The 18407-nt window shown below is 62.3% G+C and carries 21 protein-coding genes; 9 read left to right on the forward strand and 12 right to left on the reverse strand.

From position 1 onward, the window contains the following. Positions 1–74: 74 nt before the first annotated feature. Positions 75–1868, reverse strand: coding sequence for a signal recognition particle-docking protein FtsY (ftsY, locus tag ACPW75_RS18775; RefSeq protein WP_077095802.1), 1794 nt, complete (start codon positions 1866–1868; stop codon positions 75–77). A gap of 110 nt (positions 1869–1978) precedes the next feature. Here ftsY and rsmD point away from each other — a divergent pair, with 110 nt between their 5' ends. Both rsmD and ACPW75_RS18785 read left to right on the forward strand, forming a co-directional pair. Beyond that, positions 1979–2608: a 16S rRNA (guanine(966)-N(2))-methyltransferase RsmD gene (gene rsmD / locus ACPW75_RS18780; RefSeq protein WP_077095803.1), complete on the forward strand. Its 630-nt coding sequence runs from the start codon at positions 1979–1981 to the stop codon at positions 2606–2608. A gap of 238 nt (positions 2609–2846) precedes the next feature. Then, entirely contained in the window at positions 2847–3158 is a 312-nt protein-coding gene (locus tag ACPW75_RS18785) for a DUF1145 domain-containing protein (protein WP_016349137.1), read from the forward strand. A 38-nt stretch (positions 3159–3196) separates the two neighbouring features. Here the strand turns inward: ACPW75_RS18785 and ACPW75_RS18790 are convergent, their stop codons facing one another. Then, on the reverse strand, positions 3197–3562 hold the full coding sequence (locus ACPW75_RS18790) for a YijD family membrane protein (protein ID WP_113995426.1): 366 nt from the start codon (positions 3560–3562) through the stop codon (positions 3197–3199). 20 nt (positions 3563–3582) lie between these two features. Beyond that, positions 3583–4203, reverse strand: a complete 621-nt coding sequence (gene fabR / locus ACPW75_RS18795; RefSeq protein ID WP_005308043.1) for an HTH-type transcriptional repressor FabR — start codon at positions 4201–4203, stop codon at positions 3583–3585. A gap of 149 nt (positions 4204–4352) precedes the next feature. Here fabR and ACPW75_RS18800 point away from each other — a divergent pair, with 149 nt between their 5' ends. Further along, positions 4353–5471, forward strand: a complete 1119-nt coding sequence (locus ACPW75_RS18800) for a fatty acid desaturase (RefSeq protein WP_043125818.1) — start codon at positions 4353–4355, stop codon at positions 5469–5471. Between the two features lie 479 nt (positions 5472–5950). Here ACPW75_RS18800 and ACPW75_RS18805 read toward each other — a convergent pair whose 3' ends face one another. Continuing rightward, the gene (locus tag ACPW75_RS18805) at positions 5951–7204 is read right to left on the reverse strand and encodes a phospholipase D family protein (RefSeq protein WP_077095804.1); all 1254 of its coding nucleotides are present in this window, start codon (positions 7202–7204) and stop codon (positions 5951–5953) included. 77 nt (positions 7205–7281) lie between these two features. Between ACPW75_RS18805 and ACPW75_RS18810 the strand changes: the two genes are divergently transcribed. After that, a complete protein-coding gene (locus ACPW75_RS18810; RefSeq protein WP_179101360.1) occupies positions 7282–7428 on the forward strand; it encodes a hypothetical protein in 147 nt (48 codons plus the stop codon). A gap of 7 nt (positions 7429–7435) precedes the next feature. Here the strand turns inward: ACPW75_RS18810 and ACPW75_RS18815 are convergent, their stop codons facing one another. The 3 genes from ACPW75_RS18815 to tatA all read right to left on the reverse strand — a co-directional run bounded on the left by ACPW75_RS18815 (position 7436) and on the right by tatA (position 9564). Then, positions 7436–8860 (reverse strand): lytic transglycosylase F, encoded by a 1425-nt coding sequence (locus ACPW75_RS18815; RefSeq protein ID WP_045528755.1) that lies wholly within the window; start codon positions 8858–8860, stop codon positions 7436–7438. A gap of 225 nt (positions 8861–9085) precedes the next feature. Further along, on the reverse strand, positions 9086–9388 hold the full coding sequence (locus tag ACPW75_RS18820; protein ID WP_011704341.1) for a YfcZ/YiiS family protein: 303 nt from the start codon (positions 9386–9388) through the stop codon (positions 9086–9088). 14 nt (positions 9389–9402) lie between these two features. Next, complete coding sequence (tatA, locus tag ACPW75_RS18825; protein WP_005308036.1) at positions 9403–9564, reverse strand: twin-arginine translocase TatA/TatE family subunit; 162 nt, start codon at positions 9562–9564, stop codon at positions 9403–9405. Between the two features lie 273 nt (positions 9565–9837). Here tatA and ACPW75_RS18830 point away from each other — a divergent pair, with 273 nt between their 5' ends. Next, entirely contained in the window at positions 9838–10806 is a 969-nt protein-coding gene (locus ACPW75_RS18830) for a LysR substrate-binding domain-containing protein (RefSeq protein ID WP_011704340.1), read from the forward strand. Between the two features lie 96 nt (positions 10807–10902). On the opposite strand, the gene ACPW75_RS18835 is transcribed toward ACPW75_RS18830, so the two are convergent. Both ACPW75_RS18835 and ACPW75_RS18840 read right to left on the reverse strand, forming a co-directional pair. Then, entirely contained in the window at positions 10903–11502 is a 600-nt protein-coding gene (locus ACPW75_RS18835) for a YhgN family NAAT transporter (protein ID WP_010635400.1), read from the reverse strand. Between the two features lie 102 nt (positions 11503–11604). After that, entirely contained in the window at positions 11605–11850 is a 246-nt protein-coding gene (locus ACPW75_RS18840) for a YecH family metal-binding protein (protein WP_143238964.1), read from the reverse strand. Positions 11851–12058: 208 nt separating this feature from the next. Between ACPW75_RS18840 and ACPW75_RS18845 the strand changes: the two genes are divergently transcribed. After that, positions 12059–13342, forward strand: coding sequence for a dicarboxylate/amino acid:cation symporter (locus tag ACPW75_RS18845; RefSeq protein ID WP_179101361.1), 1284 nt, complete (start codon positions 12059–12061; stop codon positions 13340–13342). Between the two features lie 14 nt (positions 13343–13356). On the opposite strand, the gene ACPW75_RS18850 is transcribed toward ACPW75_RS18845, so the two are convergent. Both ACPW75_RS18850 and ACPW75_RS18855 read right to left on the reverse strand, forming a co-directional pair. Then, positions 13357–13671 carry a DUF2007 domain-containing protein gene (locus ACPW75_RS18850; protein ID WP_011704337.1) on the reverse strand — a complete coding sequence of 105 codons (315 nt, stop codon included), beginning with the start codon at positions 13669–13671 and terminating at the stop codon, positions 13357–13359. Between the two features lie 56 nt (positions 13672–13727). Further along, positions 13728–14630 (reverse strand): LysR family transcriptional regulator, encoded by a 903-nt coding sequence (locus ACPW75_RS18855; protein WP_024946229.1) that lies wholly within the window; start codon positions 14628–14630, stop codon positions 13728–13730. A 96-nt stretch (positions 14631–14726) separates the two neighbouring features. Between ACPW75_RS18855 and ACPW75_RS18860 the strand changes: the two genes are divergently transcribed. Together ACPW75_RS18860 and ACPW75_RS18865 are read left to right on the forward strand one after the other, a co-directional pair. Next, the gene (locus ACPW75_RS18860) at positions 14727–15779 is read left to right on the forward strand and encodes an HlyD family secretion protein (RefSeq protein ID WP_011704335.1); all 1053 of its coding nucleotides are present in this window, start codon (positions 14727–14729) and stop codon (positions 15777–15779) included. Then, positions 15779–17332 (forward strand): DHA2 family efflux MFS transporter permease subunit, encoded by a 1554-nt coding sequence (locus ACPW75_RS18865; RefSeq protein ID WP_011704334.1) that lies wholly within the window; start codon positions 15779–15781, stop codon positions 17330–17332. Before ACPW75_RS18860 ends, ACPW75_RS18865 begins: the two co-directional genes overlap by 1 nt. Before the next feature lie 90 nt (positions 17333–17422). Here ACPW75_RS18865 and ACPW75_RS18870 read toward each other — a convergent pair whose 3' ends face one another. Continuing rightward, positions 17423–18049 carry a lysoplasmalogenase gene (locus tag ACPW75_RS18870; protein ID WP_011704333.1) on the reverse strand — a complete coding sequence of 209 codons (627 nt, stop codon included), beginning with the start codon at positions 18047–18049 and terminating at the stop codon, positions 17423–17425. 188 nt (positions 18050–18237) lie between these two features. Between ACPW75_RS18870 and ACPW75_RS18875 the strand changes: the two genes are divergently transcribed. Further along, positions 18238–18378 carry a hypothetical protein gene (locus ACPW75_RS18875; protein WP_016349126.1) on the forward strand — a complete coding sequence of 47 codons (141 nt, stop codon included), beginning with the start codon at positions 18238–18240 and terminating at the stop codon, positions 18376–18378. Positions 18379–18407: the final 29 nt, after the last annotated feature.

An 18407-nucleotide genomic window follows, 5' to 3' on the forward strand; every position in this document is an offset into this window, starting at 1 on the left:
TGACCAACCCCGACCAGGGTCGGGGCTGGGGGCGCACGACTCGCGGCGCCCGAGCTTGCTCATCGCGAAGGAGATCACTCCTCGCGACTGAAAAGCGCCTCGATGAAGTCGTTGGCGACGAACGGACGCAGATCGTCGATCCCCTCGCCCACCCCGATATAACGGATCGGGATCTGGAACTTGTCGGCCACCGCGAAGATGACGCCGCCCTTGGCAGTACCGTCCAGCTTGGTCAGGGTGATACCGGTCAGGCCCACCGCTTCGCTGAACAACTTGGCCTGGCTCAGGGCGTTCTGGCCGGTGCCTGCATCCAGAGTCAGCATGATCTCGTGGGGCGCCGCATCGTCCAGCTTCTTCATTACCCGCACCACCTTCTTGAGCTCTTCCATCAGGTTGCTCTTGTTCTGCAGGCGGCCGGCGGTGTCGGCGATCAATACGTCGGCGCCGCGGGAACGGGCAGCCTCGATGGCGTCATAGATGACGGAAGCGGAGTCGGCGCCGGTGTGCTGGGCGATCACCGGAATGTTGTTGCGCTGGCCCCACACCTGCAGTTGCTCGACGGCGGCGGCACGGAAGGTATCGCCGGCGGCCAGCATCACGCTCTTGCCTTCGGCCTGGAACTGCTTGGCCAGCTTGCCGATGGTGGTGGTCTTGCCGACGCCGTTCACCCCTACCATCAGGATCACGTAAGGCTTCTTGCTGGTGTCTATCACCAGCGGCTGCTCGACCTTGGCCAGCATTTCACCCATGTCCTGCTTGAGCAGGCCGTAGAGCGCCTCGGCATCCTTGAGCTGCTTGCGATCCGCGTGCTGCACCAACCCTTCGATAATGCGGCTGGTGGTATCGACACCGAGATCGGCGGTCAGCAGCTGGGTCTCCAGCTCCTCGAACAGCTCGTCGTCGATCTTCTTGCCACGGAACAGGCCGAAGAAGCCGGAGCCGATATTCTCCCGGGTGCGCACCAGACTGCGCTTGAGGCGAGCAAAGAAGCCTTCCCGCTGCGGTTTGTCCTGAGTGTCGTCATCCACCTTGGCGGCCAGCGGCAGGGCGGCCAGGGCAGCGGCCTCACCCTCCATCTCGGCGACCAGGCGCAGATCTTCCGCTCGCTGGGCCTCTTTGGCGAGACGAGCTTCCTCGGCAGCCTGCGCTTCGGCGGCAATACGCGCCTCTTCTGCAGCGCGGGCCTCGGCAGCAATACGCGCCTCCTCTGCAGCCTGAGCTTCAGCAGCAATACGAGCTTCTTCTGCGGCACGAGCCTCGGCAGCAATACGAGCCTCTTCCGCAGCGCGGGCTTCGGCAGCAATGCGAGCCTCTTCTGCGGCACGGGCTTCAGCAGCAATGCGAGCCTCTTCCACAGCGCGGGCTTCGGCAGCAATGCGGGCCTCTTCTACGGCACGGGCTTCGGCAGCAATGCGAGCCTCTTCTGCGGCGCGGGCTTCGGCAGCAAGACGCGCCTCTTCTGCGGCACGGGCCTCGGCAGCAATACGAACTTCTTGCGCAGCCTTGAGCTCGGCAGCAACACGGTCAGCCTCTTGCGCCTGCGCTTTCGCAGCGGCACGCTCCTCTTCGGCCAGCAGGGCTTCATTGACGATCACCGGCTCCAGATCGGAGGCACACTCCTCCACCACCAGCGGACCATGGTCGTCCAGCTCGGCAGGTGGGCAGCAATCATCGTGCAAAACGGAATTCTGTGCGCTGGCGGGCACTTCAGCCGCGACGGCTGGCGTAGGATCGGAAACGGGAGCGGGGGCAGCAGCGACCTCGGGCTCAGCGGTAATCGGGGTGGCTTGCGGTGTCTGTGGTTGGACAGCCTCAGCCTCTTCTTTCTTGCGGCCGAAACCCAGCCAGGAAAACAAACCTTTTGCCATCTAAAAATACTCACATCAAAGGCTGACTGCTAAGATAGCCGTCCCTCGGCGGGTCGGCATAAAAATGAACCGCCTTATACTACCACTTTATTTTCTGACGACGAAACGCGATGCCCAGAGTGAAATCCAGCCGTAACGGCCCGAGCAAGAGCCCAGCCCCGCAGGGGAAATCGGGCTTTGTAAGAATCATCAGCGGTCAGTGGCGAGGCCGCAAACTGCCGGTCAGGGATGTGGAAGGACTCAGACCCACCACGGATCGCGTCAAGGAGACCATCTTCAACTGGCTGGCTCCGCATGTCCGTGGCACCCGCTGTCTGGATCTGTTTGCCGGCAGCGGCGGCCTGGGGCTGGAGGCGCTGTCGCGCTATGCCGAGCAGGTCACCCTGATCGAGATGGACAAAGGTGCCGCCGACCAGATCAAGAAGAACCTGACCACCCTTGGCAGCGGCCAGGGCCAAGTGATCCAGTCCGATGCCGTCAGCTGGCTGCAGGGGCCGGCCACGCCGTTCGATCTGGTGTTTCTGGATCCCCCCTTTCGCCGCGAACTGCTGCCTCAGGTGTGCGAGCTGCTGGAGCAACGCGGCTGGCTGGCACCGGATGCCCTCATCTATCTGGAGCGGGAGAAGGAGATGGCCGACCTGCCGCTGCCGGCCAGCTGGCAACTACTCAAAGACAAACAGGCAGGCCAGGTCTGCTATCAACTCTATCTGCGAGACACCAAGTATGACGCTGCAGTTTAAAGGGAGGAGATGGGCGCGGTGCCCCTCCCCGTCAATTTGGACAACGGCTCAAGGACAAGCAGGTCGATCAAATCAGGTCTGCTATCAGCTCTATCTGCGAGACACCAAGCATGACGCTGCGGTTTAAAGGGGGGAGATGGGCGCGGTGCCCCTCCCCGTCAATTTGGACAACGGCTCAAGGACAAGCAGGTCGATCAAATCCAAGTCTGCTATCAACTCTATCTGCGGGAGGTAAACGATGAAGCGGGTGTTTAATCTGTTGGCGATGGGCCTCATCCTGTTCTTCTGGTTTGGCGTGCTGGTCAGCCTGATCGCCCCACTGCCGGGCAAGCTCAACGGCTTTCTGCCGGTGTGCGGCGTGATCGTGGCCCTGATGCACTGGGTGCAAGCCAGCATGGTCAAGGCGGCCTGCAAGCCCTACTTCGCGGTGAGCCGACTCGAGTTCACCCAGGTGTTGGTGTTCGGGGTGTTCGGCATGGTGGAGATCCGCGCCAGACTGCAGGCCATCGTCGATGCCAAACAGCGCGGCACAGACAACAAAGCCGGGTGATCCCGGCTCTGTCATGGTGGTTCTGGAAGGAGTGCTGGTCACTCCTTCTCTTTTTTCCCCACGCTGATGCCGAGCTTGATGGAGAGCACGGCCAGCAGCAGCAACATCATGATCAGCGAGAAGAAGTTGCTGCCAAGCTCGGGGTACTGCACCTTGACCAGCGCAGAGTGGCCGAACACGCCGATGAAGAAGCAGAGCAGCATGCAAACGGGTGTGTTGCCCTCCAGCGAGACATGACGATAGTGCTGGTAGAGCTGATAGGCAGCCAGCACCAGGGCGATCATCGGGAAGAAGGAGAAGGGCACCACCGACTCCGACAAGACCGTCAGAGAGGCATCACCACAGATGCCGATGAGCAGGGCCAGCAGCAGGGGTTTCTTCGGGATCGGGTTCTGATCATGCATGGAGCTGTCCATCCTTTGACTTAAGAGAGAGGTTCACGGCGCTTCTGGTTCTGGACCTCGGCACCCATGGCGATCATGCGCAGCTGACGGATGGTGCGATCGGACAGGGCCCGGCACTCCTCGCTGGTCATGTCGAGGGCATCGGCACCGGCGCTGAAGACGATGGTCACCATGGCTTCGGCCTGGATGTAGGCCTCTTCCCGCGGCGCCCCCGTGGTGGCCTCGAGGTAATCGGTCAGCTCGGCGATGAAGTGCTGGATCTCCCGCGCCACCGCCTGCCGGAATGCCGCTGAGGTGCCGGAGCGCTCACGCAGCAGCAGCCGGAAGATGTTCGGATTGTTCTCGACGAACTCCATGAAGGTCTGCACCGAGGTACTGATGACGCTGCCGCCCCCGGCGATGCGCTGGCGCGCCTGGCGCATCAGCTGGCGCAGGGTCAGACCGCCTTCATCCACCAGGGTCAGCCCCAGCTCCTCCATGTCACGAAAGTGGCGATAGAAGGAGGTGGGCGCGATGCCGGCCTCCCGCGCCACTTCCCGCAGGCTGAGGTTGGAAAAACTGCGGTTGGCGCACAGTTGGCTGAACGCCGCCTCGATCAGAGTACGCCGGGTTTTTTCTTTTTGTTGCGCGCGAATACCCACGAAAACAGTCACCTTCAGGTTATCGAGGCCAAATGATAACCCGAAGGCTGCGCCAGGATCAGGTTTGTCTCCTACTTTTTTACCATTGACCCGAATTCTGGCTGCATGGAGAATGGCGCACAGCTGTTCGCTGAAAGGAACCGAGTGAGATGGAACGCCCCCCGATCATCATGACCAACACCCTGCTGTTTGCCCTCTCCGGGCTGACCGCACTGATCGCCGTGCCCTGGTACGGCATGACCCATGGCTATGACCTCTGGCAGTGGGGCAGCTTCCTGCTGCTGTTCTGCTATTGCGGCATCTCCATCACCGCCGGCTACCACCGGCTCTGGTCCCACAAGGCCTACAAGGCCCACCCGATCCTGCAGTGGATCTTCGCCATCGGCGGCGCTCTCGCCCTGCAAAACTCGGCCCTGCACTGGTCTTCCGACCATCGTCGCCACCATCGCCATGTGGATGACAACCAGCAGGATCCCTACAGTGCGGGACGCGGTTTCTGGTACTCCCACATCGGCTGGATGCTGCGCGAGTATCAGGGTGACACCTATCACGACTACAGCAATGTGCGGGATCTGCAGAACAACCCCATCGTCGTTTTTCAGCACAAGCACTATCTGGCGCTGACCCTGGCCACCAACATCGGCATCCCGCTGCTGCTGGGGCTCGTCCACGGCGATCTGCTCGGCATGTTGCTGCTGGCCGGGGTGCTGCGCATGGTGATGACTCATCACACCACCTTCTTCATCAACTCGCTGGCCCACATCTGGGGCAGCCAGCCCTTCACCGACCGCAACAGCGCACGGGACAACGGCATCCTGGCCTTCTTCACCTTCGGCGAGGGTTACCACAACTTTCACCACCTGTTCGAGAACGACTATCGCAACGGCATCCACTGGTGGCAGTTCGATCCCACCAAATGGCTGATCCGCAGTGCCTCCTGGTGCGGGCTGACCAGGGATCTGCGCGCCTGTCCGGAAGAGCGGATCGAACAGGCCAGGCTGGAGATGCAGCTGAAACGGGCCCAGGCCAAGCTGCGCAAGCAGGATGACCGGGAGCTGTGGCAGGCCCTGCTGCAGGAGGAGTACGACAAGCTGAACCAGCAGTTGCAGCACTACTACGCCAGCCGCAAACGCCTGCTGGAGCAGCGCAAGCGCAAGGCGCTGGCCCGCTACGACAAACTGAAGCTGCAGCTGGAGTATCGCAACCTGCACGATGCCTTCATCGTCGCCAAACGCAACTGGAGCCGACTGCTGGCAGGCATCGCCTGACCCTGGAACGTCGGGCTGAACAAAGAAAAAGACCGCCAATCGGCGGTCTTTTTCTGGGCACGACTCAGCCAGCGAACCATAAAAAATGGGGTGACACTCGCATGTCACCCCCTCGCAAATAGCATGTTCCATATTGGAATCCGGTCCTGTCGGGTGCTGCCCCTGTTTCCTGAGTTTCCGCTACCCATCTGAAGCAGGTGCCTGCTGGAGCAATCCAGTCAGCCAGTTCCCTTCACGACCCTCTTCCGCACGGCGGCAAGCCACCGTGTTGTCCTTGCAGTTGAAATATTACGCAGATAAATAAAATAAAAAACCGTTTTATGCGCCCATGTATGCAAGCTGCAGCCGTTCATGGAACTTCAGTAAGAAAACAATCCGATTAAAAACAATACGATAAACCAGTTTATCGCCATAGGATGGCAAACGTTATCCTCGAAGGCGCACAAGGCTTTGCGAGATCTCGCACACGCTCGGCCCGCTCACAACCAGCGCTGCAGCGGCAACCAGTCACTGACCCTGGCCAGCAGGCGGCGCAGGGTGGAGGGCGGGGCCACCACCGAGTGGGAAGAGCGTTGCTGCCAGGTCGCCAGCCACTGCTGCAACTCGGCACACAATGCGGGACAAGCCAGATGCAGCACCAGCTCGGTGTTGAGCAACAGAGAGCGCGGATCCAGATTGAAGCTGCCGAGCAGCGCCTCCTCCTCCCCCACCAGGATCAACTTGGCGTGCAGACTGAGCGACTCCCCCTCCAGTTCCGACAGCGCGATGCCCTGCCGTACCAACCAGGGACGGTGACGGCGATAGGCGCCGTATACCAGCGGCACATCCGTGCTGGCCAGGGAGTTGGTCAGGATGTCAATGTTCACCCCCGCCTGCCGCTGCTGCCTGAGCCGGCGGCGCAACCCCCGGGTCAGGATGAGATAAGGGGTGACCAGACTCAGCGTGCCTTGGTTGTCGGCCAGCTTGCGCCAGAGCAGGCGTGCGGTGGTGGGTCGAGACACCAGCCCCTTGCCGGGTCGATCAAACCACACTTCTGCCTCTCCGGCATGCCAGCACAGAGGGACGGGTTCGGGATCGAACAGGCTAGCGGGCAGGTCATAGACGGCCGCCACCTGCGGCTCGTTCATCGTCAGCAGAAAGTCGTTCACCACTTGCACCTCGGCCCGTTGCAGCGGGCGCCGCAGCAGACGGCGGATCGGGTGGCTCCAGCGGCTGCGCCAGAATTGATCGAAACCCTGCTCGGCCTGCTGGCAGAGCGGGCCGCGACAGGCGAGATCCAGATCGACGAACTGGGGCGCCCTACCGAGCCCGAAGTAACGGTCCCCGATGTTGCGACCGCCGATCACCGCCTGACTGCCATCCACCAGCAGCAGCTTGTTGTGCATGCGATGATTGATGCGGCGAAAGCTGAGCAGCCCTTCCAGCAGCAGGGTCAGCGGTCGCCAGCCGCGCAGCCAGAAGGGATTGAACAGGCGCACCTCGATGCCCGGCTGATGGGCCACCATCTCCAGAAAGCGGTTGTCGCCGGCATAGAGGTCATCGATGAGCAGTTGTACCCGCACCCCGCGCCGGGCGGCATGCAGCAACTCGGACAACAGCAGCTTGCCGCTGCTGTCCTCCTCCCAGCTGTAGTACTGGGCCTGGATCCGGCTTCTGGCGCCGCGGATCAGCTGACAGCGCAGCTTGAGCGCCAGCTCGGGCTGGTCTATCAGAGCGAATTCAGCGGGGATCATGGCGTCATCCGCCTGTCATGAGGAAATGGCATAACGCTGGCTAAGGGCCTCGTAGCAACAGGATGAAGGAATTTACCATGGAACTCACGGATCGCCCCGCCATCAGTCACAGACCGCAGGTCAGTGAGCCGAATCCCTCGCCGAGCGGCCAGCTGGCCCCCTGGTATCTGCAACATAGGGATCAGGCCTGGCAGCCCTTCGCCCCGCCCGCCCAACCACACTAGCAGGACGTCAGGGCTGGGCCACCGCCTCGATGGCGGCCGCCTTGCCCTCCAGCTGGGGCAGGCTGAAACGGTAGGCCACATAGTACTTGTAGATGGTGCTGACATAGTTGATGGGCCCCTGGCCCACCTCATTGGCCACCAGCTGCTCCACGTTGCCGAACCAGACGTTGGGATCCAGCCCGGCGGCCTCGGCCTTGGCCCTGAGCGCCTGTACCCGGTTCGGGCCGGCATTGTAGGCCGCCAGCGCAAACAGGTGGCGGTTGAGCACATCCAGCTTGGGATCATTGAAATAGGTGTCGAGGATCAGCCGCATATAGCGGCAAGCCGCCTCCACATTGCCCTCCAGACTGGCAAGCCGGGCGCCGCGAATGCCCACCTCGCCACCGGTACTCGGCAACAGCTGCATGATCCCCACCGCCCCCCGTTCGGAACGGATGTTGGCATTGAGCCCCGACTCCTTGTAAGCCAGCGCCGCCAGCATCAGCCAGTCCAGCCGGTACTTGTCGGCCTGCTGCTCCAGCACCTTGCGGATGGTCGACAGCCTGCCCAGCGGATCCGGCGCCAGTATGTTGCTCATCTGGTCGTTGCGCGCCAGCAGACGGCGCAAAGCCATGTCGCTGTAAAGGGTGCGCTTGCCGGCATCGGCCAGATAGTCGTTGACCGCCTTGAGCAGTTCGGGACTGTTGTTGCGCAGGGCCCAGGCGCTGCGGCCGTTGTCTCGCAGCGGGATCAGCTTGTGGGCCCGCAGCCCGCTGATCATGCCGAGCCAGATCCGCCCCTTGAAGCTGTCGGTCACGGTGAGCGGTATGATGCCGGCCGCCACCATCTCCAGCAGATCCCCGTCCTGCAGATATTCAGGCACCGTCTCGATATAGATGGGCGGCAGCCCCAACTCGCGAAACAGCCAGTTGAGCTGGCGCAGGCTCTCGTAATAGCTGGAGCTGGCCCGCACCCAGACCCGCCGACCGGAGAGCTGGGTGATGCGGTTGAAGGTCGGCAGGCTGTGCTGGCTCACCACCCACTCTTCGATGGGGGCGATCACCGGGTTGGAGAAGGTCACCTGTTCGCGCCGGGTCGGCGTCACCGTCATGTTGGCGGCCACCAGATCCCCTCGCCCCTCGGTGAGGTAGTCCAGCAGCTTGTCCTGGCGCACCGGGATGTAGATGATCTTGAGTTTGATCTTCTCTTTGGCCAGGTAGGTCTGATTCAGCCAGCGCTCGAACCCCTGCAGCTGGTTGACCAGGATGCCGTGCTGGGCTCCCTTGTCGAAGAAGAAGAAACCCCGCTCATAGACCACCAGGGCCCTGAGTTCTTTCTTTTGCAATATGCTGGCGAGATCCCCGGGCTGGGGTAGCCGTTGCGGCTTGAGATCCGCTGCCAGCAGCGGCAGCGCACACAGAGCGAGCAGACCCCAAAGCCAGCGCCGTCTCATGATGCAAGCGCCTGCGGTTGCTTCGAAGCGAGCGGGTGCTCGTCAAACGGATGGCGAACAAAGGTGGGGAAAATGGCGAAGAGCCAGCGCTGAACCATGATGAGATCGCCTTCTGTTGGCCGACTCGCGTCGGGCAAAACCGTCTGTGGGATAACTAACTATAGAACGCGGACCCACAGCAGAAGGGTCAACACGGCAGGCAAGCCTGCCGTGTCATCAGCAGGCTCAGATAGAGCGGGCACGCATCTCGAAAATGAGTTTTTCGGCGGTGCAGGTGAATTGCAGGCGGGCTTTCAGGATCACGCCGTTGGCGCCCTGACTGAGTTCGCTGCTGCTTGTAGCTTCGGCAGTGACCTGCTTGGCCAGCGCCTCGTAGGCGGCCAGCTTGGCGCGCGCATCGGCTTCTGCAGCGGCCTCGATCACCAGCTCCATCACATCGTCACCTTCGCCGATGATGGTACCAATTTCGGCGAAACAGCCGCAGCTGTCACAGGTCTCGTTCAATTCCACTTTCTCTTCTACGGACATCATTCAACTCCCACTTATTTCGGCTGTGATTCATCGTCACGCAAGGCTTTGCGAAAATCCCTGATGGCGGTGCCCAGATCTTCCCCGGCGCCAGCCAGGCGTTTGCTGCCAAACACCACGACCACGACGACGAGCAGGATCAACAAATGCCAGATATGAATTCCACCGAGTCCCATAGGGATACTCCTGACTGATAGATACCGATTGTTTGTATCAAAAGAAGGCGCAAAGATTGTTGGGCAAAATCAAGACAGGTGCAAGTTTGCAAATAAATCACTCAAAAAATACGGCGACCCAGGGTCGCCGTATTGCTTGATGCTACTTGTCCCCTCAACCACTACATCCTGTACCAGCCGCCATCGAAGGCGAGAGACGTTTCGAGCATAAATTCGCCTAGATATGAAAACAAATGGTATAAATTCATCTAAGAATTGAAGAGGATTCATATCATGTTGCTGGAACAGTTGGGGCGCATCGACCTCAATCTATTGATTATCCTGCAAGTATTACTGGAAGAGCGGAACGGCAGCCGGGCGGCCCGTCGGCTGCACCTGAGCCAGTCTGCCGTCAGCAAGGCGCTCGGCCGGCTGCGGGAAACCTTCGACGACCCCCTGTTCGTGCGCTCGGCCTACGGGCTGGAACCCACCGCTCGCGCCCTCAGCCTGCAGCAGCAACTGCAGCCCATCCTGCTGTCGCTCGACAACCTGATCCAGCCACCGGATTTTGACCCGACCACCACCGAGCGAGAGTTCGTCATCGCCAGCATGGACAGCGCCTTCACCCTGTTCGCCCCGCTCTACCTGAGCGAGCTGAAACGGCAGGCCCCCGGCATCCGGCTGCGCTACGAGGAGTGGACCGAGAACAGCCTGACCGAGATGAGCCAGGGTCAGGTGGACATCGCCTTCACGGTGCGGGAGAACTGCATCAACTCGGACTTTCGGCTCGACACCCTGCCCAACGCCATCTGCCAGCGGCTGCTCGCCATCGACGATCTGACCTGCCTGGTGCAGCACGACCACCCCGCCCTGCACGAACCCGAGTGGGATCTCACCCGCTACCTGGCCTATCCCCACGTGCAGACCTATTGCGAGGGGCGCGATCGCTGGATGCTGGATCACAAGCTGGCGGAGCAGGATCTCTATCGCCGCATCGAGGCGACCGTGCCCTCCTTCGAGGCGGCGCTGCGGATGGGCATGCACTCGGACATGATAGTGACCCTCTCCCGGCTCTACGCCCGCCACGCCACCCAGGTCTATCCGCTGGTGCCGCTGCCGCTGCCCATCGCCCTCGACAGCATCTCCCACCTGCTGATCTGGCATCAGCGCCATGAGGAGGATCCGGGCCACCGCTGGCTGCGGGAAACCCTGCTGACCCTCATCATGGGCAAGCTGGAGCCCACTGCTGCCGAACCGTCCTGATATCAGTACCGGGCCGAAAGACCCTGACGGTCACAACGCCGGATCACAGGCAAAAAAACGGGGCTCGTCGAGCCCCGTGTCTTTTCTGTTGGCCGGTCAGTTCTGACCGGTTACCGCCAGGTAGTGGTGCACCCCGTCGAGCAGCATCTGCACCGAGATCATCACCAGCAGCATGCCCATCAGACGCTCCACCGCGGTGAGTCCTCGCTCACCCAGCAGCTTGTTGAATACCTCGTAGAACATCAGGATCACCGCGCTGGCGCCCCAGGCCATCAACAGCGCCAGCGACCAGTCCGCCATCCGGGTCGGCTCCTGGTTGGCCAGCAGCAGCAAGGACGCTAGGATCGAGGGGCCGGCAATCATGGGGATGGCCATGGGCACCAGGAAGGGCTCCTCACCCGCGGCCAGCCCGGTCACTCCGCCCTCACTCGGGAAGATCATCTTGATGGCGATGAGGAACAGGATGATGCCGCCGGCGATGCTGACCGCCTCCTGCCGCAGGTTGAGGAAATTGAGGATCTGCTGGCCGACGAACAGGAAGGCCATCATGATCACCAGTGAAAACAGCAGCTCCCGCATCATCACCTTGCGGCGCCGCTTGGGATCGATATGACGCAGGATCGACAGGAAGACCGGCAGGTTGCCCAGCGGATCCATGATCAGAAACAACATGACGGCAGCGGAGAAAGTGTCCATACAACGCCCAGGCTAAGCCTTCAACAAAAGGAGGGGAAAGAGGGCGAAATATAACAAAGGCGGCGGGATTCGGCGAGCACGGCGGGCGCTCGCCGGCGGGGATCAACCGTGGTTGCAGATCTTGTCGACATGAGTCTGGAAACCCTGCTCCGATTCGATGAACTTGCCGCGCTTGGCCAGGAAGTCGATCAGAGCCTCGGCATCCATCTCGCTGGCGCTGCAGGTGTGGAAACGGGCCTCGGCGCCGAAGCGCTCGTCGATGGCCTGCTTGAGGCTGGCCCGGGTAAACTGGCCGCCATGCGCCAGCATCATCTCCATCACTTCGTGACCGTGTACCGATTGAGTCATTGCAAACCTCTTGAATAGACATATTTGATGCCTATTAAATCCTGCCCCACTGCCGACGACCTTGATATAGGCCAACAAATTGCCGATTTCCCTGCGTCCGTACTGGTGATGGCCGCGGCTTTGTCGATAATGTGGCAACCTGAGCAGGGGATGGCTACACTAACGCCCCTTTTTGCCACCGCAGACCGAATATAAGGACATTGGCGTCATGCTGTTCCATGGACTGGCTTTCAAGCCCTGGCGGATCTGGACCCGCCGCCCGCTCTGGTTGAAAACCCTGCTCGGCATGCTGACGGGGATCGGGCTCGGCGCCGGTTTCAGCGAGCAGGCGTTGCTGCTCAAGCCCATCGGCGTGCTGTTCGTCAACACCATCCAGATGCTGATGGTGCCCCTCATCTTCTGTTCGGTCATCGCCGGCCTCACCTCGCTGCTCAAGGGCAAGACCCTCGATCGGATCGCCGGCAAGGCTATCGGCCTCTACCTCTGCTCCACCGCCGTCGCCATCTGCATCGGCCTGATGATGGGCTGGCTGCTGGAGCCCGGCATGGGCGCCAACATGGGGCCCTATGAGCGGGTCGGCATGGCGGAGTCCCCCACCCTGGCCAGCGTGCTGAGCCACCTGGTGCCGCGCAACCCGGTGCAGGCCATGGTGGACGGCAAGATCCTGCAGGTGATCGTGTTCGCGGTGGCCCTCGCCCTCGCCCTCAACGCCACCGGTCGGCGCGGCCGCCCCGCCATCCTGTTCTTCACCTCGCTGGCGGAGGGGATGTTCAAGCTGACCCAGATGGTGATGGCGCTGGCCCCTTACGGCGTCTGCGCCCTGATGGCCTGGATGACCGGCAAGTACGGCATGAGCCTGCTGCTGCCGCTGCTCAAGGTGATCGGCGCCGTCTACCTCGGCTGCCTGCTGCACGTGCTCGGCGTCTACAGCAGCCTGCTGCTCCTGCTGGCCCGCCTCAATCCGCTGCACTACTTCAAGAGCATCGTCGATGCCCAGGCGGTGGCCTTCACCAGCAGCTCCAGCAACAGCACCCTGCCCATCAGCCTGGCCTGCGCCGAGCGCCGGCTCGGGGTCTCTCCCGCCATCACCGCCAAGGTGCTGCCCATCGGCGCCACCATCAACATGGACGGCACCGCGCTCTATCAGGGGGTGACCGCCCTGTTCGTGGCCCAGGCCTTCGGGGTGGATCTGCACATGGTGGATTACCTGACCATCATCAGCATCGCCACCCTGGCCAGCATCGGCACGGCGGGTACGCCGGGCACCGGCCTGATGCTGTTGACGCTGACGCTGACCGCGGTGGGACTGCCGCTGGAAGGGGTGGCACTGATCGCCGGGATCGACCGGATCCTCGACATGGCGCGCACCACGGTCAACGTCTCCGGCGATATTCTGGTATCCGTGTTGATTGCCCGCAGCGAGCGGGAGCTGGATCTGGCGACCTATCACGACGCCAGCGCGGGCGAGGACATCGACTTCACCCTGCGCTGAGGCAGGGCGAGCGATTAATTTTCGTGGGGATCGTGGTGGCAGCGCCAGCAGACATCGAAGTTGGCGCCGTTCTCCTCCCCGCATTGACCACACAGCCAGCCGTTGCCCTGGCGCTGCTGATAGCGCTCGATGACCCGCCCTGCCTTGCTGCGATCCTGTTCGCGCACCATCAGGGTCACCTGCAGCAGGTCCACCGGCAGTTCGCCCAGGGCGCCCGACAGCGCCTCGCCATTGAGCCGCACCGGCACCCCCTCCACTTCCAGCGCCCCTTTCAGGGCATGGGCCTCCAGCGAATGGGAAGCCCGATACAGATTGATCCAGTGATCCATGTCTTCCCCCTCAGATTCACTCACGATGCCGTGACCACGGCACCGCCTCTGACCGGCTACAGCAGAGTATCGATGCCGTAGTCGGCCCCCTTGGCCACGATGAAGTCGATGAACACCCGCAATTTTCGCGGCATCAGCCGCCGCTCCGGAAACAGCAGGTAAATCGGCACCCTGGGCTGCTGCCACTCGGGCAGCACGGACACCAGGGTCCCGCTCGCCAGCTCCTCGTGGCAGAGCATGGCGGGCAGGGAGGCGAGCCCCAGCCCGGCCTTCGCCGCCTCTCTGGCACAGGTTATATTATTAACCCGAAAGCGGGAGGGAGGGTCAACCAGCACCTCCCTGTCATCCCGCTCGAAGCACCAGTGCGACGCCAGAAAGCCGCTGGTCACCGCCACCCGCTCATGATGCACCAGATCCTCGGGATGGGTGATGGCGGGGCTGCGCGCCAGGTATGCCGGGCTGGCACAGATCAGGCGGGCGTTGCTCCACAGCCGCCGCGCCGCCAGGTTCGAGTCGCTCATGTCGCCGATCCGCACGATCGCATCCAGCCCCTCGTTGATGGGATCCACGATGCGATTGGTCAGCTCCAGCTCCACCTGCAGGCCGGGATAGGCCTGCAGAAACTCCGCCACCAGCCTGCCCACCACCAGCTGCCCCGCTTCGATGGGCACCGCCAGCTTGAGGGTGCCGGTCACCTCCTGCTGGCTGGCGCTCACCATCAGCTCGGCCTGGGCCAGCTCGTCCACCGCCTTGCTGCAGCGCAGATAGTACTGCTCGCCGGCCTCGGTCAGGGTGAGCTGGCGGGTCGAACGGTAGAGCAGCCGCACGCCGAGGCGCTGCTCCAGCTCGGCGATGCGCCGGCTCACCGTCGCCTTGGTCATGCCCAGTTCCTGGGCGGCCGCCGTGAAGGAACCCTTGTCGACGATCCGCACTAGAATCAATGCAGCGTTCAGATCCATTGTTGCACCAGTGAAACTGTATATCTCATAAATGGATACTAATCGAAACAGTCGGCCAGTGTTAGCCTGCCTCTCTTAAGTTCAGGAATCCCCCACATGAGTCAACACAAGAAGATCCCCCTGCTGGCAGCCATGATCCTGGCCCTGCTCGGTCTGCTGTTTGCCGGTTACTGGTATCTGCACGGCCGCTATTTCGAGAGCACCGACAACGCCTACCTGCAGAGCGAGGTCACCGGCATCGGTTCCAAGCTGTCCGGCTACATCAGCGAAGTGCTGGTGACCGACAACCAGCCGGTCAAGGCCGGCCAGCTCATCGCCCGCCTCGACGACCGGGAGTACAAGACCAAGGTGGCCGAGGCCGAAGCCGACCTGCGCCTCAATCAGGCGACGGCGGAGAATCTCGCCGCCACCCGCACCCAGCAGCTGAGCCTCATTCGCCAGGCCGAAGCCAAAGTCAGCTCGGCCAATGCCGAACAGGTTCGGGCCCAGCAACAGGTGCGCCGCGTCAGCCAGCTCAACCAGCGCCACTACAGCTCCCAGGACAGCCTGGACGAGGTACGGGCCGGTCTGCAGGTCAATCAGGCCCAGGAGCAGGAGGCCAAAGCGGCCCTGCAGGCCGCCCGCGAGCGGCTGCTGGTGCTGGATGCCGAGGCCAAGCAGAACCAGGCCAAGCTGGCATTGAGCGCCGCCCAACTGGAGCAGGCCAAGCTGGAGCTGGCCTATACCGAGCTGCGGGCTCCGGCCGACGGCATCATCGGCAAGCGCAGTCTGCGGGCGGGGCTCTACGTCCAGTCCGGCATGCAGGTGGCCAGCCTGGTGCCGCTGCAGCAGGTGTGGGTCGAAGCCAACTTCAAGGAGACCCAGCTGCTCCACATGCAGCCCGGCCAGAAGGTGGAGGTGATCCTGGATGCCTATCCGGATCAGCCGGTCGAGGGGATCATCGACAGCCTGGCCCCCGCCACCGGCGCCAAGTTCGCCCTGCTGCCACCGGAGAACGCCACCGGCAACTTCACCAAGATCGTGCAACGGGTGCCGGTCAAGATCCGCATCCCGGAGCCGGGGCCGCTGGCGGGCAAGCTGTTGCCGGGCCTCTCCACCGAGGTGATCGTCGACACCCGCAGTCCTGATCCCGTGGTTGCGGCCCACTGATGGAACCCATCCCGCGTCGCAACTGGATCGCGGTCATGGGGGGCCTCATCGGCGCCTTCATGGCCATCCTCGACATCCAGATCACCAACGCCTCCCTGAAGGACATTCAGGGGGCCCTGTCGGCCACCTTGAGCGAAAGCTCCTGGATCTCCACCTCCTATCTGGTGGCGGAGATGATCGCCATCCCGCTGAGCGGCTGGCTGAGCCGGGGGCTGAGCGTGCGGCGCTACCTGCTGTGGACCACCGGCGCCTTCATCGTCGCCTCCGTGCTCTGCTCATTCAGCTGGAACCTCACCAGCATGATCGTCTTTCGGGCGCTGCAGGGCTTCACCGGCGGGGCCCTGATCCCGATGGCCTTCTCCCTCATCGTCAGCCTGCTGCCGTTGCACAAACGGGCCACCGGCATGGCGTTGTTCGGCCTGTGCGCCACCTTCGCCCCCGCCATCGGGCCGACCCTGGGCGGCTGGCTGACCGAGCAGATGTCCTGGCACTACATCTTCTACATGAACGTACCGCCGGGACTACTGGTGATGGCCATGCTGGCCCACGGGCTCGACAAGAAGCCGGTGGACTGGGAGGTGATCAAGCGGGTGGATCTCATCGGCATCGTCACCATGGCGGTGGGACTGGGCCTGCTGGAAGTGGTGCTGGAAGAGGGCAACCGGGAGGACTGGTTCGGTTCCAGCTTCATCGTGCGGCTCACCGTCATCTCGGTGGTGGCGCTGGTGTTTTTCGTCATCAGCCAGCTGCTGCGGCGCCACCCGCTGGTCAACCTGCGGCTGCTGCACAACCCGCGCTTCGCGCTGGCCTGCTTCGCCTATCTGGTGCTCGGCATGGCGCTGATGGGTTCCATCTATGTGCTGCCGCTCTACATGACCCAGATCCACAACTACAACGCGCTGGAAATCGGTGAGGTGCTGATGTGGATGGGGCTGCCACAGTTGCTGGTACTGCCGCTGGTGCCCAGACTGACCCACAAGATAGATCCGCGCTATCTGGTGAGCTTCGGCTTTCTGGTGTTCGCCGTCAGCTGCTTCATGAACATGAACATGAGCGCGGATTACGCCGGGCCCCAGCTGATCCAGTCGCTCATCGTGCGGGCGCTGGGCCAGCCCTTCATCATGGTGCCGCTCTCCCTGGTGGCGACCGCCAGCCTGACCCACGACGAGATCCCCTCCTCCTCGACCCTGCTCAACGTGCTGCGCAACCTGGGCGGTGCCTTCGGCATCGCCATCATCGCCACCCTGATCGACAACGACACCCGCATCCATGTCAGCCAGATCAGCAGCACCCTGGCCGCCAGCAGCATAGAGGGACAGAGCTACCTGCTGCAGCTGGCCCAGACCATGATGGCGCAGGGCTCCGGTCCCGAGCTGGCCCGCCAGCAGGCCCAGGCCATGCTGTCGAACACCATCAGCCGGGAGGCGGCCATCATGGCCTACAACCAGGTGTTCTTCGTAATGGGCATCTTCCTGCTGCTCGCCAGCGGCCTGATGCTGCTGCTCAAGCAGCCCGCCCCCAGGGCAGCCGATGCCGAACCACTCGAGGCGTGAAAAACGGTGGGAATGGCATAGCAAAACGGGCCTGATGGCCCGTTTTTTTGTCTGCGCACTCCCCTTGGCGAGGAGACAACTCAGCCACAGTCACCCCGCCAGCGAGGCGGCAATCAGAAACTGGGCAGCGAAGTAGCTGGTCATCACCCAGGCGGTGGCATGGGGGAAGGGGCGGCGGAAGCGGTCCAGCGCCAGCATGCTGTCGGAGAAGAGGAACATCAGCGCACCCACCAGGGCGGCGGCACTGCCGGCGGTGAGGGAGGCATGCCAGGCGCCGGCGGCAACCCAGGCCATGCCGATGATCACCAGCATGTAGCAGAACACGGGCACCTTCATCTCCCCGAGCTTGCCCCACAGCAGGCCGAACACCATGCCGGCCACCAGCAGCAACAGCAGACCATCCACCAGATTCAGCACCAGCGGCCCCTGGGCGAAGCCGACGATGTAACAGAGGTGCGCGACAAAAAACGCAGCCAGCCCCTGGATGAAGCGGTCGCTCGGCAACATCAGCAGCACGTCGCCGGCCAGCGACAGGCAGAGACCGAGCAGGATCCAGGCGTGGGAACCGTCGTGGTCATAGCTCTGATAGCCGAAGGCCAGCGCTATGATGAGCAGCATGGTCAACGGCTTGCTGATGTAGAACTGACGGGAGTCTGAGCCATAGGCCGCACGAATGTGCCACCAGCCCGATGCGATGATCAAGAAACTCAATAACATGCCCTGCTCCTCACGTGTTGCTCGCAGTCATACGGCAACATCTTCTTGCTGACAAGCAGAGTAACAAATTCCCCCGCCCAGTGGCAGAGGCGCTCAGCAAACGAGCAGTCTACGCCTAAAGTCTAATTGTCCCGCCCACCCTGTTCGGGCATAAGGGACGGGTCCGGAGGATCACCATGGAAGACGCAATGAAAAACTATCTGCCCGCTATCGATATCATGATGTGCCACCTTGGCATCAGCTTCGAGCAAGCCTGTGAACAGCTGGGCCTGAGCCAGGTGGAACAACAGACCCTGAGCCTGCTGCAGGAGCAGGATCCGCAGGAATAATCCCTCCCGGTGATGGATATCATGGTGTG

Source organism: Aeromonas sp. FL131 (genome assembly GCF_049860615.1).
GTDB classification, from domain to species: domain Bacteria; phylum Pseudomonadota; class Gammaproteobacteria; order Enterobacterales; family Aeromonadaceae; genus Aeromonas; species Aeromonas hydrophila.

Coding starts and splice junctions, on each gene's coding strand:
- ACPW75_RS18855 (WP_024946229.1), bottom strand. CDS start 14,630: ATGGATCTGAACGCTGCATTGATTCTAGTGCGGATCGTCGACAAGGGT.
- tatA (WP_005308036.1), bottom strand. CDS start 9,564: ATGGGACTCGGTGGAATTCATATCTGGCATTTGTTGATCCTGCTCGTC.
- ftsY (WP_077095802.1), bottom strand. CDS start 1,868: ATGGCAAAAGGTTTGTTTTCCTGGCTGGGTTTCGGCCGCAAGAAAGAA.
- ACPW75_RS18785 (WP_016349137.1), top strand. CDS start 2,847: ATGAAGCGGGTGTTTAATCTGTTGGCGATGGGCCTCATCCTGTTCTTC.
- ACPW75_RS18850 (WP_011704337.1), bottom strand. CDS start 13,671: ATGGATCACTGGATCAATCTGTATCGGGCTTCCCATTCGCTGGAGGCC.
- ACPW75_RS18800 (WP_043125818.1), top strand. CDS start 4,353: ATGGAACGCCCCCCGATCATCATGACCAACACCCTGCTGTTTGCCCTC.
- ACPW75_RS18870 (WP_011704333.1), bottom strand. CDS start 18,049: ATGTTATTGAGTTTCTTGATCATCGCATCGGGCTGGTGGCACATTCGT.
- ACPW75_RS18805 (WP_077095804.1), bottom strand. CDS start 7,204: ATGATCCCCGCTGAATTCGCTCTGATAGACCAGCCCGAGCTGGCGCTC.
- ACPW75_RS18875 (WP_016349126.1), top strand. CDS start 18,238: ATGAAAAACTATCTGCCCGCTATCGATATCATGATGTGCCACCTTGGC.
- ACPW75_RS18840 (WP_143238964.1), bottom strand. CDS start 11,850: ATGACTCAATCGGTACACGGTCACGAAGTGATGGAGATGATGCTGGCG.
- ACPW75_RS18865 (WP_011704334.1), top strand. CDS start 15,779: ATGGAACCCATCCCGCGTCGCAACTGGATCGCGGTCATGGGGGGCCTC.
- ACPW75_RS18845 (WP_179101361.1), top strand. CDS start 12,059: ATGCTGTTCCATGGACTGGCTTTCAAGCCCTGGCGGATCTGGACCCGC.
- ACPW75_RS18835 (WP_010635400.1), bottom strand. CDS start 11,502: ATGGACACTTTCTCCGCTGCCGTCATGTTGTTTCTGATCATGGATCCG.
- ACPW75_RS18860 (WP_011704335.1), top strand. CDS start 14,727: ATGAGTCAACACAAGAAGATCCCCCTGCTGGCAGCCATGATCCTGGCC.
- ACPW75_RS18820 (WP_011704341.1), bottom strand. CDS start 9,388: ATGTCCGTAGAAGAGAAAGTGGAATTGAACGAGACCTGTGACAGCTGC.
- rsmD (WP_077095803.1), top strand. CDS start 1,979: ATGCCCAGAGTGAAATCCAGCCGTAACGGCCCGAGCAAGAGCCCAGCC.
- ACPW75_RS18830 (WP_011704340.1), top strand. CDS start 9,838: ATGTTGCTGGAACAGTTGGGGCGCATCGACCTCAATCTATTGATTATC.
- ACPW75_RS18815 (WP_045528755.1), bottom strand. CDS start 8,860: ATGAGACGGCGCTGGCTTTGGGGTCTGCTCGCTCTGTGTGCGCTGCCG.
- ACPW75_RS18790 (WP_113995426.1), bottom strand. CDS start 3,562: ATGCATGATCAGAACCCGATCCCGAAGAAACCCCTGCTGCTGGCCCTG.
- ACPW75_RS18810 (WP_179101360.1), top strand. CDS start 7,282: ATGGAACTCACGGATCGCCCCGCCATCAGTCACAGACCGCAGGTCAGT.